Below are 15,047 nucleotides of genomic sequence, written 5' to 3' on the forward strand. Positions count from 1 at the left end.
AATGCACTTTGCCTGGCAGGCAGGCGGACATTCTGCCGGAGCGCTTGAGGGGAGATTCGGTGCAGACGACACTGCTCGGCCTGGCAATTGCATTTATCCTGGCGCTGGTTGCTGCTCTGGTCGGGCCCTATTTCGTCGACTGGAATCAGTTCCGCCCGCAATTCGAGGCTGAAGCCACGCGCGTGGTCGGTGCGCCCGTTCGCGTCAGCGGCGGGCTGGAGGCGCGGCTGCTGCCGGCGCCGTCGCTACGGCTGCAGTCGATCACGGTGGGCAGTCCCAACGATCTCGGCAGGATCCGTGCAGACAATCTCGATGTGGAATTCAGCCTGAGTTCGTTGATGCGCGGCGAATGGCGCGCGACAGAACTCACCATCGGCGGCGCTGCGGTCGATCTCGGCCTCAACGCGCAGGGGCGTATCGAACTTCCGGCTTCCACCGGGCCATTCAATCTTGGCGCGCTGGCGATTGATAGGCTGAATATCACCGGTCGCGTCGCGCTCCATGATGCGGCGAGCAAGAGCACGCTCGAACTCTACGACGTCGCCTTCAGCGGCGATGTTCGCTCATTGGCGGCCGGCGCCATGCGCGGTGATGGCAATTTCCTGTTGTCGGGCGCGCGCTATCCGTTCCGTTTGTCCTCCGGGCCGACCGGCGACGGCAACGGCACGCGCGTTCGTTTTACTGTGGACCCCGGCGAGAAGCCCTTGTCTGTCGATCTCGATGGCGTGCTCAACTTCGACAATCGCACGCCACGCTTCGACGGCGCACTGACTCTCGCAAGACCGGCCGGCCTGAAGGCGAATGGCGCGGGCGATCAACTGTCAACGCCGTGGCGCGTCTTCGCCAAGGTCAAGGCCGACCCGGCGGCTGCACATATGGAAGCGCTTGAAGCCAGCTATGGCGCGGAAGAGACCGCTTTCAGGTTCGCTGGTCTTGCTGACATGCGCTTTGGCACATCGCCACTGCTGCATGCGGTGCTGTCGGCCAAGCAGCTCGATGCCGATCGCCTGCTCTCCAGGGATCAAACGACCAACGATGCCGCCACACCGTTGCCGGTGCTACGCAGGCTGCTGGCGAGCATTCCGTCTGCGCCTTTCGCGACACAGATCGAGATCGGCGTAGAGCAGATCATGCTCGGCGGAAAGCCTGTGCAGAATATCGGTGCGGATCTGCGCGGTGATCCAGCGACATGGACGATCGATCGTCTTGAGTTTCGTGCGCCAGGCGCGACCCGCGTCACGTTGAGCGGCGGCGCAGCACAGCCAGGTGCATCAGGTGGCTTCAAGGGGGCCATCGCGGTCGAGTCGTCCGATCCGGATACGCTTGCTGCATGGCTCAAGGGCCGAACAGACGTCGGCTTGCGCAATCAGAAGCCGCTACGCATTCGTGGCAATATCACTTCGGTGTCCAATCGCTTGGCCATCGAGGCACTGAAGGCGGAGATCGACGGGGGTACGATCGAAGGTCGTGCTGCATATTCGTATTCCTCGGCTGCTGGCGGCTCGCGCTTCGATGCCGACCTGAAGGCCGACCGGCTCGATCTCGACGCAGCGGTGGCTTTGATCCGATCGCTTGGCGAGCCGCAGGCCGAGTGGCCAGATGCAGGGCAGGTGTCACTCGATATCGGCCGTGCTGTGTCAGCCGGGCAGGAGATGCGCCCGTTCGTGGCGCAACTGGCCTACAGCCCAAAGACGATCTCGGTCGATCGCTTCAAAGTCGGTGAAGCCACCGGCCTGATGCTCGACGGCCGCGCGTCGTTCGATCGCATGGAAGCCACGGGCGGACTGACACTCAACGCCACGTCCGCATCGATGAGTCAGATCAGCAACTTGCTCACGCCGCTGGCGCCGTCTGTTGCGGCGAGGCTCAGCGCCATGACCGCGACGCCCGGCGCGGTTCGAGTCAAACTGTCGCTCGATCTGGCAAAGGATCAACAACGCGCCGATCGCACAAATGCGCGCGCCGTATTCGATATCGATGCGGCGCAGGTGAAGGGGACGACGACGTTGACCGCATCTGCTCCCCTAGCGGCGATGCGTGGCGTCGACCTCAATGAGCTGTCGCGCAGCGATGTGACACTCGAGTCTAAATTGGTCGGGCAGGGCGGGCAACTTCTCGCATTGTTGGGCCTGAGTAACGTGATCGCCGCAAGCGACGCCGTTGTGAATTTCGAAGGATCGGCAAAAGGACAATGGCGCGCGCCGCTGCGCGTCACGGCAAAACTGTCCGGCGCGGATGTCGATGCCGATGTTCAGGGTAGTGCAGAACCTTGGGCGGGATCACCGAAAGCATCGCTCGCGCTTGCGATACGTCGCGCCAATCTGGCGCCGCTGGTCGCTCTCAAGCCGTCGGATGCGGCCGCGCAGAATGTCAGCCTGTCATCGCGGCTCACATTGAACGGCGACAAAGTTACGTTGGAGGATATCGACAGCACACTGGCTGGCTCACGCGTGCGCGGCCGTATTGCGCTGACGCTCGGTGCCGAGAAAGCCATCGATGGTCAGATCGGCATGGATGCGATCGAACTTGGACCGGCCTTTGGTCTCGCTGTGGGCACGAGAGGTCGCGACGCCACGGATCCGCTCGGGCATGGTGTGCTGCAGGGATGGCGCGGGCAGTTGGCCTTTCAGGCGCTGCGCGGGACATTGCCTGGCGGTGTTGAATTGCGTCCCATCAGTGGCACTGTGAAGAGTGATGGCCAGGCCCTGACGATCGATACGATCAAAGGGTCTGTCGGTGGCGGCGAGATCACGGCCGATGTCGATCTGAAGCCATCGATCAGCGGATATGCGCTCGGCGCCCGCGTGCAATTCGCCGGAATCGATGGCGCTGATTTGCGCTATCGTTCCCTGACAATGCCCGCGGGCAAAACATCGCTGCGGATGACACTGGCCAGTCAGGGGCGCAGTGTCTCGGCTCTGGAAGGCGCATTGTCCGGCAGTGGATTGCTGACGATCGACGGGGCGCGCATCAATGGCCTCGATCCACGTGCCTTCGACATTGCCATTCGCGCCAGCGATTCTGGGCAGGCCACGAATGACGTCAAGTTGCGTCAGATCGTCGATACGGCGATCACCGGCGGTGCATTGTCCGTAACTTCGGTGCAGGTCCCGTTCAGTATCAAGGATAGCCGCCTGCGCGTTGGTGCGACGACGCTCGATGGCGAAGGAGGGCGTGCCATCGTGTCAGGAGGTTACGATATCGTTGCCGACCAGGTGGATATGCGCGCGACATTGACCGGCACGAGCGCGGGGACGTCGAGCGTTCGACCGGAAGTTCAGATCTTCGCGGTGGGAACGCCAGACAAGCTCGATCGCACGCTAGATGTGGCGGCGTTATCATCCTGGCTCGCAGTGCGCGCAATCGATCGCGAGACGCGCCGGCTTGATTCGCTTGAACGCGGTGAGTTGCCACCGGCGGCTGTGCCCGTTGCCGTTCCTCCGCCGTCCGCCTCGCTGCCCGTCGACACGCAGGCGCCTGCGAGCGATCCACCAACAGCCTCTGCGCCCTCCGATGTGCTTCTTCCCGGTCGCGATCCGCGCCGTCTTGCACCGAAGGCTGCTACGCCTCGTCCCGCGACACCGCCTGTTGCAAGTCAGCAGGTTGCGCCGCTGCCAGCACCCATTGAAGTTCGTCCGGCACCCGGTGCTGCACGCGCACCAAGGCCGAGGCCCGCGCCTCCGCTAGTACTGACACCGCCGACCGCGAGTTCAGCGCGGCCGACGTTCTGACGATGACTCAGCAAACACAACCGGCGGCGAAGCGATTCGCTGAAGGTCGGCTGTGTTTACGCCGAGAGATTGTGCTCCGGCATCCGCTGTTGCGGAACGGCACGTGTACGGAAGTAATCGAGCACGAACAGCCGAATCGCGGACGACAAATTGCCCTGCTGACGGTTTGTGTCGATCTCACCAACCAGCTCAGAAAGCGTCATGTCGCGAAGATTCGAAATCTCCTTCATGCCGTTCCAAAACGCCTCTTCCAGACTCACGCTGGTCTTGTGACCCGCAACAACGATCGATCTCTTAACTACGGGCGATTTCATGATGCGTCCTCGCCATCGATGTGATGCTGATCCAGCACGTTGTTCGCACGGACTGTGCGCTGCTCTTGCAATGTTCGTTCTGACTTAGTTCGTCCGAAGCGCGCACGGTTTATATCGGCTTGTTTTGCCGATTCCTCTCGTGCAGTGCGCTTCTTGAAGCGATTGAGATTGATCAGGTCACCCATGATCGCTCCTGTCTTTAAAAAATGATGGGGTGGGAAACGTCGTCTTCACCATCCAGTAGTTGTACGAGATGAGGGTGAATGCGGTTTCGGTATCCATCCTAAAATATTCTCCGTAGTTCCAAACAAGCTCCGCAGAAAAATGAAGTCATCTACGAAACGTAACCAGATCACCTTCTGCTGCATCACAAGGAAAAACGCGTCTGATATGCGACCATTCTAACCATTTAGCAGATATGAATTATAACTATTTCCTTCTGGAGTTATTCTCAACAAGCTGTGAGCAAATATTCTTGCTTACCCAGGATGTATCATTTTGGCCGGCTGAACAAGAAGATCGAACTCTGCTGCACTAACAAAACCGAGCCGCAGCGCTTCCTCCTTCAATGTCGTTCCGTTTGCATGAGCAACCTTAGCTACTTTCGCCGCGTTATCGTAACCGATTTTCGGTGCGAGTGCAGTCACGAGCATCAGTGATCGTTCCATCAGCTCATGAATTCGTTTTTCATCGGCGCGAATGCCGTCGATGCAGTGCTCTGTGAAGGATCGCGCAACATCCGCCATCAATTGGATGGACTGCATCATGCAATGGGCCATCACCGGCTTGTAGACATTGAGCTCGAAGTGACCCTGACTGCCGGCCACCGTAATTGCCGTGTGGTTACCGAATACCTGACAGCATACCATTGTCATTGCTTCACATTGTGTCGGATTTACCTTTCCAGGCATGATCGATGAGCCAGGCTCGTTCTCCGGAAGTATCAATTCGCCAAGTCCGGAACGCGGGCCAGATCCGAGCAATCGGATGTCGTTTGCAATCTTAAATAGACTAGTTGCAACTGAGTTGATCGCACCGTGTGCAAACACATAGGCGTCGTTTGATGCGAGTGCTTCGAATTTGTTCGGTGCAGTGATGAAAGGCAGCTTGGTAATTGTTGCTGCGTGCTTCGCGAACAACTTCGCAAAACGAGGCTTGGAGTTGAGGCCGGTCCCGACTGCAGTTCCACCTTGGGCGAGCGGGTAGAGATCCTTCACGACGCTTCGTAGGCGTTTGATGCCGCTTTCGATCTGTGCGGCATAGCCTGAAAACTCCTGCCCGAGCGTGAGCGGCGTCGCGTCTTGTGTATGCGTACGTCCGATCTTCACGATCTTTGCGAAGGCTTTTTCCTTCTTGCGCAACGCAGCATGTAGTTCGCTTAGTGCGGGGATGAGGTACTCAACAATACCCTGCGTTGCCGCAATGTGCATCGCAGTCGGAAACGAATCGTTGGACGATTGACTCATGTTGACATGGTCATTGGGATGCACTGGCTTCTTCGCGCCGCGTTCACCGCCAAGAAGCTCGTTCGCACGATTGGCAATGACCTCGTTGAGATTCATGTTGGTCTGCGTGCCGGAGCCGGTTTGCCAGACGACTAGTGGGAAGTGATCATCCAGCTTCCCATCGATGACTTCGCGCGCTGCGCTCACAATGGCTTTTGCAAGCTTGGGCTCGAGAAGTTTGAGTTCGCGATTGGTTTCGGCCGCTGCCAGCTTGACGATGCCGAGCGCGCGAATGATCGGCATCGGCATGCGATCGTGACCGATCTTGAAATTCTGTCGCGACCGTTCCGTTTGCGCTCCCCAATAGCGATCCGCTGCGACCTCGATCGGACCGAAGCTGTCGGTTTCGGTGCGGGTGGTGGCGGAGGTCTTCGAGGATTTGGCCATGGGTACGGTCCTTGCGATGCCGCGCTCCCCGCAGAGACTTCTGGCGGGTGCGGCGCATAAGAATGGGGCCGCGCGAACGCGGCCCCGGCACCTTACAACGTCTTGCGATTATTTTTTCCGGAAGCGGTCTAAACGGACGACTTCTGCACCTTCGCCCGATTTTGGCGGTTCTTCCTCTGAAGCAGGCGCGGGCGGAGCCGGAGGGGCGGCGAGAGCAGATGCCGCAGTGGCTGCGGACGACGCGCCGGCAGCCGGGGTCTCTACAGCGGTTTCGGTTTCGAACTGCAGGCCGAACTGTACCGAGGGATCGTAGAAACTCTTGATGGCGTTGAACGGCACGACTAGGCGCTCGGGGATGCCGTTAAAGGACAGGCCGACCTCGAAGCGATCTTCGGTGACCACGAGATCCCAGAACTGATGCTGCAGGATCACCGTCATTTCCTCTGGATACTGGGCCAGCAGGCGCGGCGACAGTTTGACGCCGTCGGCCGTTGAAACGAAGGTGATGAAGAAGTGGTGCTCGCCCGGCAGGCCATGCTCGGCAGCGTCGATCAGCACGCGCCGCAGAACGCCACGAAGGGCGTCGCGCGCCAGCACATCGTATCGAATATGATCGGTTGCCATCGGTCGGTCCCGTCGCTTGTCTTGGTCATGGCCATATATGGAGTGAGGGCGAGGCCGGAGGCCGACTCGCGTCACATACTGTTCTATCCATTCTATCCCGGTCTTGACCCGAGGTCAGCAGCCGGAAAAGCTGGCGCCCTCTATATATGACGCAAATTGGACGCGATACAGCCGGGCGGTCATTTCAACCGCCGATTGGCGTGGAAACAGGCAAAAATCGATTGGCCCGATGGGCGGATGGCCCTAGTTCTGGACCATGCGTCCAAGTTCACCACAGGCTGATGCCCCCATTGCGGAACTCGCGTCGGCATCGCCGCCGGGACTGCTGACGCTATTCCTTGCCTTTGCAAAGATGTCCCTGGCCGGTTTCGGTGGTGTTCTGGTTTGGGCGCGCCGGGCGATCGTCGAGCAGCACGGCTGGATGACGCCCGAGGAATTCAATGAGACTTTCGCACTTTGCCATTTCTTGCCGGGGCCGAATATCGTCAATCTGTCGGTGGTGTTCGGGGCGCGGTTTCGCGGTGTGCCTGGCGCCATTGCAGCCTTTGCGGGATTGCTGGGGCCGCCCGTGGTCATCGTGACCATTCTGGCGATCCTGTATGCACGCTTTGGGGATATCGAAGCGCTGCGGCGCACACTGGCCGGCGTCTCATGCGCTGCCGTTGGACTGCTGTTCGCGGTGATTTTCCGAATGATGCTGCCTCTTCTGAAGAAGCGTGAGCCGGTCAGCCTGGCGCTCCTGATCGCCGTTTTCGTCGCCGTTGGCGTGATGCGATGGCCATTGCCGACCGTTCTTCTGGTGTCGATTCCCGTCAGTATCGGCCTGACCATGTTGATGCGACGGCGGGCGGCAGCATGAACGACGCCACTCCCGGATCGCTTGTCATGCTGGCCTGGTCGTTCGGGCTGATGTCGCTTTTTGCCGTGGGCGGCGCCAATTCGGCCATTCCCGAAATTCATCGGCTCGCGGTCGATGTCAACCACTGGATGTCCGACAAGCAGTTCGCGGATGTGTTTGCGATCTCGCAGCTGTCGCCGGGGCCGAATGTTCTCATTGTGACGCTGATCGGTTATCAGGTCGCTGGCATCCTCGGTGCGATGGTTGCAACACTGGCCATGTGCGGGCCGACGGCCGTGTTTGCTTATTTTGTCAGCCAATTGCTTGCGCGGTCGGGCCACGCGCAATGGCCGGGAATCGTACAGGCCGCGCTGGTCCCCTTATCGATAGGTCTCATGAGCGCGAGCGGGTTGGTTCTGCTGTTCGCTTCTGACACCACCTGGACGGCGTTTCTGGTAACGGGGAGCGCCGCCGTTTTGGCGTTTGCCACGCGGCTTAACCCGCTATGGTTGTTAGTTGCCGGGGGCCTTCTTGGTTTCGCTGGCGTTCTCTGACGAAAATCGCTAGCAAGCTTGACCACGGAGCCGTTGGGCGGTCTCCGAACGATGTTGTTTGGGCTAAATGCTCGTGACAGGGGAACGTACCAATGAGTGATGCGCCGAGCCATGCGCCGGAGAAATCCATCTTACCGAGCTGGGTCAAAGGCCCTCAAGACTTTATCGGCGGCCTTGCTTTGGTGGCGATTGCTGCATTTGCTCTGTGGGCATCCAGCGATCTGCAGGGCATGCATGGCTTTTCGTTCGGAGCAGGTACCGCGCCGCGGATGTTCGGCATTCTGCTGCTGGGTCTTGGTGCAGCCGTAACCGTTGTCGGCATTTTCACAGAGGGCCCCGGGCTCTCCAAGTTCCACTGGCGCGGTCCGTTTTTTGTGGCGCTGGCCATTCTGGTTTTCGCGGTCGGCATTCGTCCGATGGGCATGATCTTCGCGGCGATGTCGAGTTTTCTGATTGCTGCGCTCGGCACGCCCGAGACGCGCTGGAAAGAAACGATCATCGTTGGCGCCTGCCTCACGGGCTTCTGCGCCTTGCTGTTCCCGTATGCGCTTGGTCTGCCGTTGCAGATGTGGCCGACATTTCTGATCCGCTAAGAACGAGGGCGTCATGGGTGATCTTTTTTCGAATCTCGGTCTTGGCTTCAGCACCGTCTTCCAGTTCGTGCAGTGGACGCCGGCGTTCCTCGGCGGAATGTCGATCCCGCTTCCGATCAATATTCTTCTCTGTCTGATCGGTGCGCTGGTCGGTACGCTGGTCGGCGTTCTGCCGGGCATCGGTACCATTGCCACCGTGGCGATGTTGCTGCCGATCACGTTCGGTCTGCCGCCGGTCGGCGCGCTGATCATGCTCGCCGGCATCTATTACGGTGCGCAATATGGCGGTTCGACCACGTCGATCCTGGTCAATATTCCGGGTGAAGCAGGTTCGGTCGTAACTGCGCTCGACGGCTTCCAGATGGCGAAGCAGGGCCGTGCCGGTCCGGCGCTCGCGATTGCAGCAATCGGCTCGTTCTTTGCGGGTTGCGTTGCGACGGTCCTTATCGCTGTGCTCGGCGCGCCGCTCACCAAGCTCGCGCTTGCGTTCGGTCCTGCAGAATACTTCTCGCTGATGGTGCTCGGCCTGATCTTTGCCGTGGTGCTTGCCAAGGGCTCGGTGCTGAAGGCGATCGCGATGATCGTATTCGGTCTGCTGCTGTCCATGGTTGGCTCGGACATCGAGACCGGTGCGTCGCGCATGTCGTTCAACATCCCTGAACTCGCTGACGGCCTGGGTTTTGCTACGGTCGCCATGGGTCTGTTCGGCTTTGCGGAAATCATCCGCAACCTGGATGCGGGCGGCGAGGAAGATCGCCAGCTCGTGCAGCAGAAGGTCACGGGCCTGATGCCGACCAAGAAGGATTTGAAGGACTCTGCGCCTGCGATTCTGCGCGGCACGGTGCTCGGCTCCATTCTCGGCATTCTGCCGGGCGGCGGCGCGGTCATCGCATCCTTCGCGGCCTATACGCTTGAGAAGAAGCTGTCGAAGGATCCGAAGCGTTTCGGTCGTGGAGCGATCGAAGGCGTTGCGGCGCCGGAAAGCGCCAACAACGCTGCAGCGCAAACCTCGTTCATCCCGCTGCTCACCCTCGGCATTCCGCCGAATGCGGTGATGGCTCTGATGGTCGGCGCGATGACCATCCATGGCATCGTGCCGGGCCCGCAGGTGATGCAGAAGCAGCCGGAACTCGTCTGGGGCATGATCGCCTCGATGTGGATCGGCAACCTGATGCTGCTCGTCATCAACCTGCCGATGGTCGGCATCTGGGTTCGGCTGCTTCGTGTGCCGTATCGCCTGATGTTCCCGTCAATCGTGGTGTTCTGCAGCATCGGCATCTATTCGGTGAACAACGCACCGATGGATGTGGTGCTCGCAGGCGTGTTCGGTTTGCTCGGCTACTGGCTGATCAAGCATGACTTCGAACCGGCGCCGCTGCTGCTCGGCATGGTGCTTGGTCCGCTGATGGAAGAGAACCTGCGTCGTGCACTGCTGATCTCGCGCGGCGATGCGACTGTGTTTTTCACCCGTCCGTTGTCGGCCACCCTGATGGCAATCTCGGCGTTCCTGCTGATCCTCGCTGTGCTTCCCGCACTGCGAAAGAAGCGCGACGAAGTCTTCGTCGAATCCGAGAGCTGACGAATCTCTCCACGCATCTGCGTCGTTACGCCACGGCCCGAAGTCGAATAGACTTCGGGCCTTTGCTTGTATTCAGTCCCGCGACTGTCGTTATTTTCGCGGCAAAAACATTTTCGGAGGAAACCAAATGAAGCTGTTCAATCGCAGAGTTGCGATCAGTGGCCTGGCGGCCGTCGCCGGCTTCGGCGCACTGGCAACCACTGTTCAGGCGCAGGAATACCCGACGCGCAACATCACCATGATCGTGCCGTTCGCGGCCGGTGGCCCCACCGACGTGATCGCGCGCATCGTCGCCGCGGACATGTCGAAGACGCTCGGCCAGCAGATCATCATCGAGAACGTCGTCGGCGCTGGTGGCACGACCGGCGCGACGCGTGCAGCGCGCGCGGCCAATGACGGCTACACGATCATCACCGGCCACATGGGCACCCATGCTGCGGCGGTGCCGCTGTATCCGAAGCTCGCTTATCACCCCGAGAAGGATTTCGAGCCTGTCGCGCTGCTGGCTGGCACGCCAATTCTGATCCTGGCGAAGAAGGATTTCGCGCCGAAGGATCTCAAGGAATTCGTCACCTATGTGAAGGCCAACAGCGACAAGTTGAACATGGCCCATGCCGGCGTCGGTTCTGTGTCGTATTCGTCCTGCGAATTGCTGAGCTCGGTTCTGGATATCAAGCCGACCGGTGTGCCGTTCAATGGCACCGGTCCGGCGATGAACGCGCTGGTCGGTGGTCAGGTCGATTATATGTGCGACCAGATCGTCAACGCGGTTCCGCAGATCAAGGGCGGCACCATCAAGGCCTATGCCATCGCGACGCCCGATCGTAACCCGTCGCTGCCAGACGTCCCGACCACCATCGAAGCCGGTCTGCCGAAGTATCAGGCCTCGGCCTGGAACGCGATCTTCGCACCCAAGGGCACGCCTGCTGCGATCACTGCCAAGCTGAACGCCGCGGCCGCCAAGGCGCTGGACGACGAGAACGTCAAGAAGCGTCTGCTCGATCTCGGGTCGGACATTCCGAAGCCGGAAGCCCGCACCCAGGCGGCGCTCGGTTCGCTGGTGAAGAGCGAAGTCGAGAAGTGGTCGGCGGTGCTCAAGCCCGCAATGTGATCGGGAACCGGCTAGCCGGTTGATTTCAAGGGCCGGATCCCCAAGGGATCCGGCCCTTGCCGTTTGCGGGGCAGGGACACACTTTTTCGGGTATAATCCGGGAATCGGCGTGTCCGACCACCGGCCGAGGCGATAAGTTCGCCCGCTCACAAGCCCGCAAGATCGACCATGAACCAGTATCACGACCTGCTAGAGCGAATCCTGAGCGACGGTGCCGAGAAGCACGACCGCACCGGCACAGGCACGCTGTCGGTGTTCGGCCATCAGATGCGCTTCAAGCTCAGTGATGGCTTCCCCGTCCTGACCACCAAGAAGCTGTCGCTCAAGGCGATCATCCACGAGCTGCTGTGGTTTTTGGCAGGCGATACGAATATCAAATATCTCAAAGACCACGGCGTCTCGATCTGGGATGAATGGGCGGACGCCAATGGCGATCTCGGTCCGGTCTATGGATCGCAGTGGCGCTCGTGGCCTACGGCGGACGGACGCACGATCGATCAGATCGCCAATGTCATCGACATGATCAAGCGCAATCCGGACTCGCGCCGGCTGATCGTGACGGCGTGGAATCCCGCCGAGATCGACAAGATGGCGCTGCCGCCGTGTCACTGCCTGTTCCAGTTCTACGTCGCCAACGGCAAGCTGTCCTGCCAGCTCTATCAGCGCTCGGCAGATGTCTTCCTTGGTGTGCCCTTCAACATCGCGTCCTATGCGCTGCTGACGATGATGATCGCGCAGGTCACGGGCCTGAAGGCCGGCGACTTCATCCATACGCTGGGCGATGCGCATCTCTATTCGAACCATCTGGATCAGGCGCGACTGCAACTGACGCGGCCGACACGTACGCTGCCGGTCATGAAGATCAATCCGGATGTGAAGGACATCTTCGCGTTCCGCTATGAGGACTTCACCCTCGAAGGCTACGATCCGCATCCGCACATCAAGGCCGAGGTTGCGGTTTGACCACAACGACACCCGTTCCTCAGATCGTCCTCATCTACGCCGTAGCCGAGAACGGCGTGATCGGGCAGGGCAACGCCATGCCATGGCGGCTGAAGTCGGACATGCAGCGGCTCAAGGCGCTGACGATGGGCAAGCCGATCGTGATGGGGCGCAAGACGTTCGAGTCGTTTCCGAAGCGACCGCTGCCGGGTCGCACCAATATCGTCATCACGCGCAATGCCGACTATCAGGCCGCGGGAGCCGTCGTCACCACGTCGCTTGCCGATGCGCGCGCGGTGGCGACTGGCGATGCGCTGCGGCGTTTGGTCACTGAGATTGCCGTGATCGGCGGCGCCGAGATCTATGCCCAATGGATGGGGATCGCCGACCGTCTCGAAGTGACCGAAGTTCACGCGCAGCCGACCGGCGATACCTTTATGCCGCCGGTCGATCTCACTGTGTGGGAAGAAGTGGCACGCGTCAGGAATGCGGCGGCGGGCGAGGACAGCGTCGATTTCTCCTATGTGACATATTGCCGGAGAGCGCCCCGTTAACCGCGTTTTCCGCCCGTTAACATTGACTTTCGCAGCCTCGCGCATAGCTCCAGCGATCAAGAACCCCGCGTTGTAAGAGCTGGGGTCGTCCCCTATAAAGCCATGCAGACGTGGCGAGACCGGTATGTCCGGCCGCGCAGAGGAGAGTGTTGAATGCCGTGGAAGAATCAAGGCGGAGGCCCATGGGGCTCTGGTCCGAAGGGACCCTGGGGTTCTGGTCCGCAATCGTCCGGACCGAGGCCGCCTGATCTTGAGGATCTGCTGCGCAAGGGGCAGGACCGTCTGCAGTCGATGCTGCCCGGCGGCTTCGTCAGCGGCATGGGCATTGCGCTCGTGCTCGCCGTGGCGCTCGTGATCTGGGGTCTGTCCGGTTTCTTCCGCGTGCAGTCCGAAGAGCTCGGTGTCGTCCTCCGGTTTGGCAAGCATGTCCGCACCGTGCAGCCCGGCCTGAACTATCATCTGCCTTATCCGATCGAGACCGTGCTGTTGCCGAAGGCGCTGCGCGTATCGACGCTGTCGGTCGGCATGTCGATCCTGGAAGACACCGGTCGCCGCGGCCGCACCATCCGCGATGTGCCGGAAGAGAGCCTGATGCTGACCGGCGACGAGAACATCGTCGATGTCGACTTCACCGTGTTGTGGCGCATCAAGCCCGACGGTGTCGGCAACTTCCTGTTCAACATCCAGAACCCCGAAGGCACCGTCAAAGCGGTCGCCGAAAGCGTGATGCGTGAAGTTGTTGGCCGCGCCAACATTCAGCCGATCCTCACCGGCGCACGCACCACCACCGAAACCCAGGTGCAGGAACTGATGCAGAAGACGCTCGACGGCTATAGCGCCGGCGTCCTGATCCAGCAGGTCCAGCTGCAGAAGGTCGATCCGCCGGCACAGGTGATCGATGCGTTCCGTGACGTGCAGGCGGCACAGGCCGACGCCCAGCGTCTGCAGAACGAAGCCCAGACCTATACCAACCGCGTTGTGCCAGATGCGCGCGGTCGCGCCGCGCAGATCCTGCAGGTCGCCGAAGGCTATCGCGAACAGGCGATCGCCGAAGCCAAGGGCCAGAGCGCGCGCTTCCTCAAAGTGTATGACGAGTACAAGAAGGCGCCGGACGTAACCCGTCAGCGTATCTATCTCGAAACCATGGAGCGGATCTTCGGCGGTGCCGAGAAGCTGGTCTATGACGGCGGCCAGGGCGCCGGTGCTTCGCAAGGCGTCGTGCCTTACCTTCCCTTGAATGAACTGACGCCGCGGCGTCAGCCTCCGGCGCCATCTGGTCAGCCTCAGCAGAGCGGGAGCACCCGATGAAAACCGGCATCTCAGGTATCGTTGCACTGATTGTAGTGCTGGTGCTGGTCATCGTGGGCTTCGGCTCGATCTATACGGTGCGCCAGACTGAACAGGCCCTTGTGGTCCGACTCGGCGAGCCCGTTCGCGTGGTCACCGAACCCGGTCTGAACTTCAAGATCCCGTTCATCGACAGCGTGATCTCGATCGACAAGCGTATCCTCGATCTGGAAAACCCGGCTCAGGAAATCATCGCCAATGACCAGCGTCGTCTGGTGGTCGATGCCTTCGCTCGCTACAAGATCAAGAATGCCCTGCGCTTCTATCAGAGCATCGGCTCGATCCAGGCGGCGAACATCCAGCTCACCACGCTGCTCAACGCGGCCATGCGCCGTGTGCTCGGCGAGGTCACCTTCATCCAGATCGTGCGCGACGAGCGCGAGAACCTGATGAACAAGATCCGCGAGCAGCTTGACAAGGAAGCCGACGGTTACGGCATCTCCGTCGTGGACGTTCGTATCCGCCGCGCCGATCTGCCGGAGGCGAACAGCCAGGCTGTGTATCAGCGGATGCAGACCGAGCGTCAGCGGGAAGCTGCTGAATTCCGCGCCGGCGGTGGCCAGAAGGCGCAGGAGATTCGCTCCAAGGCCGATCGTGAAGCAACGGTCATCATCGCCGATGCGAACTCGACGGCTGAACAAACCCGCGGTGCGGGCGACGGCGAGCGCAACCGTCTGTTTGCCGAATCCTACGGCCAGGATCCGGAGTTCTTCGCGTTCTACCGCTCGATGACGGCTTACGAGAACGGATTGAAGAGCAACGACACCCGCTTCCTGCTGCGGCCGGATTCGGAGTTCTTCCGCTTCTTCGCCAATCCGTCGGGCAAGCCCCCCGCAGCAAAGCCGCAGTAACGGCGTCACTGGTTAAGCTTACGCGGATACCTGTTTTGCGTTCGCTGCCACTCTGATCTAAAGGATGAGGCGCGCCATCGTGGCGCGCCTCATTTGTTTTCAGAAAAGCGCCAAGAA

Annotated in this window: 14 protein-coding genes; 10 read left to right on the forward strand and 4 right to left on the reverse strand. The window is 60.5% G+C overall.

Annotation, left to right across the window (positions count from 1 at the left end; genetic code table 11):
• The first annotated feature begins 59 nt into the window (after positions 1 to 59).
• Complete coding sequence (locus AB7783_RS02880; protein ID WP_441276765.1) at positions 60 to 3,731, forward strand: AsmA family protein; 3,672 nt, start codon at positions 60 to 62, stop codon at positions 3,729 to 3,731.
• Positions 3,732 to 3,787: 56 nt separating this feature from the next.
• Here AB7783_RS02880 and AB7783_RS02885 read toward each other — a convergent pair whose 3' ends face one another.
• From AB7783_RS02885 to AB7783_RS02900, 4 genes are all read right to left on the reverse strand, one after another.
• Entirely contained in the window at positions 3,788 to 4,045 is a 258-nt protein-coding gene (locus AB7783_RS02885) for a ribbon-helix-helix domain-containing protein (protein ID WP_068734045.1), read from the reverse strand.
• On the reverse strand, positions 4,042 to 4,230 hold the full coding sequence (locus AB7783_RS02890; RefSeq protein WP_068734044.1) for a DUF4169 family protein: 189 nt from the start codon (positions 4,228 to 4,230) through the stop codon (positions 4,042 to 4,044). The genes AB7783_RS02885 and AB7783_RS02890 overlap by 4 nt, the downstream gene beginning before the upstream one ends.
• Positions 4,231 to 4,524: 294 nt before the next feature.
• On the reverse strand, positions 4,525 to 5,937 hold the full coding sequence (fumC, locus tag AB7783_RS02895) for a class II fumarate hydratase (protein WP_093760469.1): 1,413 nt from the start codon (positions 5,935 to 5,937) through the stop codon (positions 4,525 to 4,527).
• 108 nt (positions 5,938 to 6,045) lie between these two features.
• On the reverse strand, positions 6,046 to 6,561 hold the full coding sequence (locus AB7783_RS02900) for an SspB family protein (RefSeq protein WP_089268256.1): 516 nt from the start codon (positions 6,559 to 6,561) through the stop codon (positions 6,046 to 6,048).
• A 256-nt stretch (positions 6,562 to 6,817) separates the two neighbouring features.
• Between AB7783_RS02900 and AB7783_RS02905 the strand changes: the two genes are divergently transcribed.
• From AB7783_RS02905 to hflC, 9 genes are all read left to right on the forward strand, one after another.
• Positions 6,818 to 7,420, forward strand: a complete 603-nt coding sequence (locus tag AB7783_RS02905) for a chromate transporter (RefSeq protein WP_089268257.1) — start codon at positions 6,818 to 6,820, stop codon at positions 7,418 to 7,420.
• The gene (locus tag AB7783_RS02910; protein WP_441279630.1) at positions 7,417 to 7,953 is read left to right on the forward strand and encodes a chromate transporter; all 537 of its coding nucleotides are present in this window, start codon (positions 7,417 to 7,419) and stop codon (positions 7,951 to 7,953) included. The genes AB7783_RS02905 and AB7783_RS02910 overlap by 4 nt, the downstream gene beginning before the upstream one ends.
• 92 nt (positions 7,954 to 8,045) lie before the next feature.
• Positions 8,046 to 8,546 (forward strand): tripartite tricarboxylate transporter TctB family protein, encoded by a 501-nt coding sequence (locus tag AB7783_RS02915; RefSeq protein ID WP_089268259.1) that lies wholly within the window; start codon positions 8,046 to 8,048, stop codon positions 8,544 to 8,546.
• A gap of 13 nt (positions 8,547 to 8,559) precedes the next feature.
• Positions 8,560 to 10,125: a tripartite tricarboxylate transporter permease gene (locus tag AB7783_RS02920; RefSeq protein WP_170849787.1), complete on the forward strand. Its 1,566-nt coding sequence runs from the start codon at positions 8,560 to 8,562 to the stop codon at positions 10,123 to 10,125.
• Positions 10,126 to 10,252: 127 nt separating this feature from the next.
• Positions 10,253 to 11,236: a tripartite tricarboxylate transporter substrate-binding protein gene (locus AB7783_RS02925; RefSeq protein WP_089268260.1), complete on the forward strand. Its 984-nt coding sequence runs from the start codon at positions 10,253 to 10,255 to the stop codon at positions 11,234 to 11,236.
• Positions 11,237 to 11,404: 168 nt separating this feature from the next.
• The gene (locus AB7783_RS02930) at positions 11,405 to 12,199 is read left to right on the forward strand and encodes a thymidylate synthase (protein ID WP_441276766.1); all 795 of its coding nucleotides are present in this window, start codon (positions 11,405 to 11,407) and stop codon (positions 12,197 to 12,199) included.
• Entirely contained in the window at positions 12,196 to 12,732 is a 537-nt protein-coding gene (locus tag AB7783_RS02935; RefSeq protein ID WP_441276767.1) for a dihydrofolate reductase, read from the forward strand. The genes AB7783_RS02930 and AB7783_RS02935 overlap by 4 nt, the downstream gene beginning before the upstream one ends.
• 153 nt (positions 12,733 to 12,885) lie before the next feature.
• Positions 12,886 to 14,040: an FtsH protease activity modulator HflK gene (gene hflK, locus AB7783_RS02940; RefSeq protein ID WP_089268263.1), complete on the forward strand. Its 1,155-nt coding sequence runs from the start codon at positions 12,886 to 12,888 to the stop codon at positions 14,038 to 14,040.
• Complete coding sequence (gene hflC / locus AB7783_RS02945) at positions 14,037 to 14,930, forward strand: protease modulator HflC (RefSeq protein ID WP_089268264.1); 894 nt, start codon at positions 14,037 to 14,039, stop codon at positions 14,928 to 14,930. The genes hflK and hflC overlap by 4 nt, the downstream gene beginning before the upstream one ends.
• Positions 14,931 to 15,047 lie beyond the last annotated feature (117 nt).

The organism is Tardiphaga sp. 172_B4_N1_3 (assembly GCF_052076035.1).
Classification (GTDB): Bacteria; Pseudomonadota; Alphaproteobacteria; order Rhizobiales; family Xanthobacteraceae; genus Tardiphaga; species Tardiphaga robiniae.

Bases quoted from the DNA above. Each gene is read 5' to 3' on its own strand.
- AB7783_RS02885 (WP_068734045.1), bottom strand. From the start codon at position 4,045: ATGAAATCGCCCGTAGTTAAGAGATCGATCGTTGTTGCGGGTCACAAG.
- AB7783_RS02890 (WP_068734044.1), bottom strand. From the start codon at position 4,230: ATGGGTGACCTGATCAATCTCAATCGCTTCAAGAAGCGCACTGCACGA.
- fumC (WP_093760469.1), bottom strand. From the start codon at position 5,937: ATGGCCAAATCCTCGAAGACCTCCGCCACCACCCGCACCGAAACCGAC.
- AB7783_RS02900 (WP_089268256.1), bottom strand. From the start codon at position 6,561: ATGGCAACCGATCATATTCGATACGATGTGCTGGCGCGCGACGCCCTT.
- AB7783_RS02905 (WP_089268257.1), top strand. From the start codon at position 6,818: ATGCGTCCAAGTTCACCACAGGCTGATGCCCCCATTGCGGAACTCGCG.
- AB7783_RS02910 (WP_441279630.1), top strand. From the start codon at position 7,417: ATGAACGACGCCACTCCCGGATCGCTTGTCATGCTGGCCTGGTCGTTC.
- AB7783_RS02915 (WP_089268259.1), top strand. From the start codon at position 8,046: ATGAGTGATGCGCCGAGCCATGCGCCGGAGAAATCCATCTTACCGAGC.
- AB7783_RS02920 (WP_170849787.1), top strand. From the start codon at position 8,560: ATGGGTGATCTTTTTTCGAATCTCGGTCTTGGCTTCAGCACCGTCTTC.
- AB7783_RS02925 (WP_089268260.1), top strand. From the start codon at position 10,253: ATGAAGCTGTTCAATCGCAGAGTTGCGATCAGTGGCCTGGCGGCCGTC.
- AB7783_RS02930 (WP_441276766.1), top strand. From the start codon at position 11,405: ATGAACCAGTATCACGACCTGCTAGAGCGAATCCTGAGCGACGGTGCC.
- hflK (WP_089268263.1), top strand. From the start codon at position 12,886: ATGCCGTGGAAGAATCAAGGCGGAGGCCCATGGGGCTCTGGTCCGAAG.
- hflC (WP_089268264.1), top strand. From the start codon at position 14,037: ATGAAAACCGGCATCTCAGGTATCGTTGCACTGATTGTAGTGCTGGTG.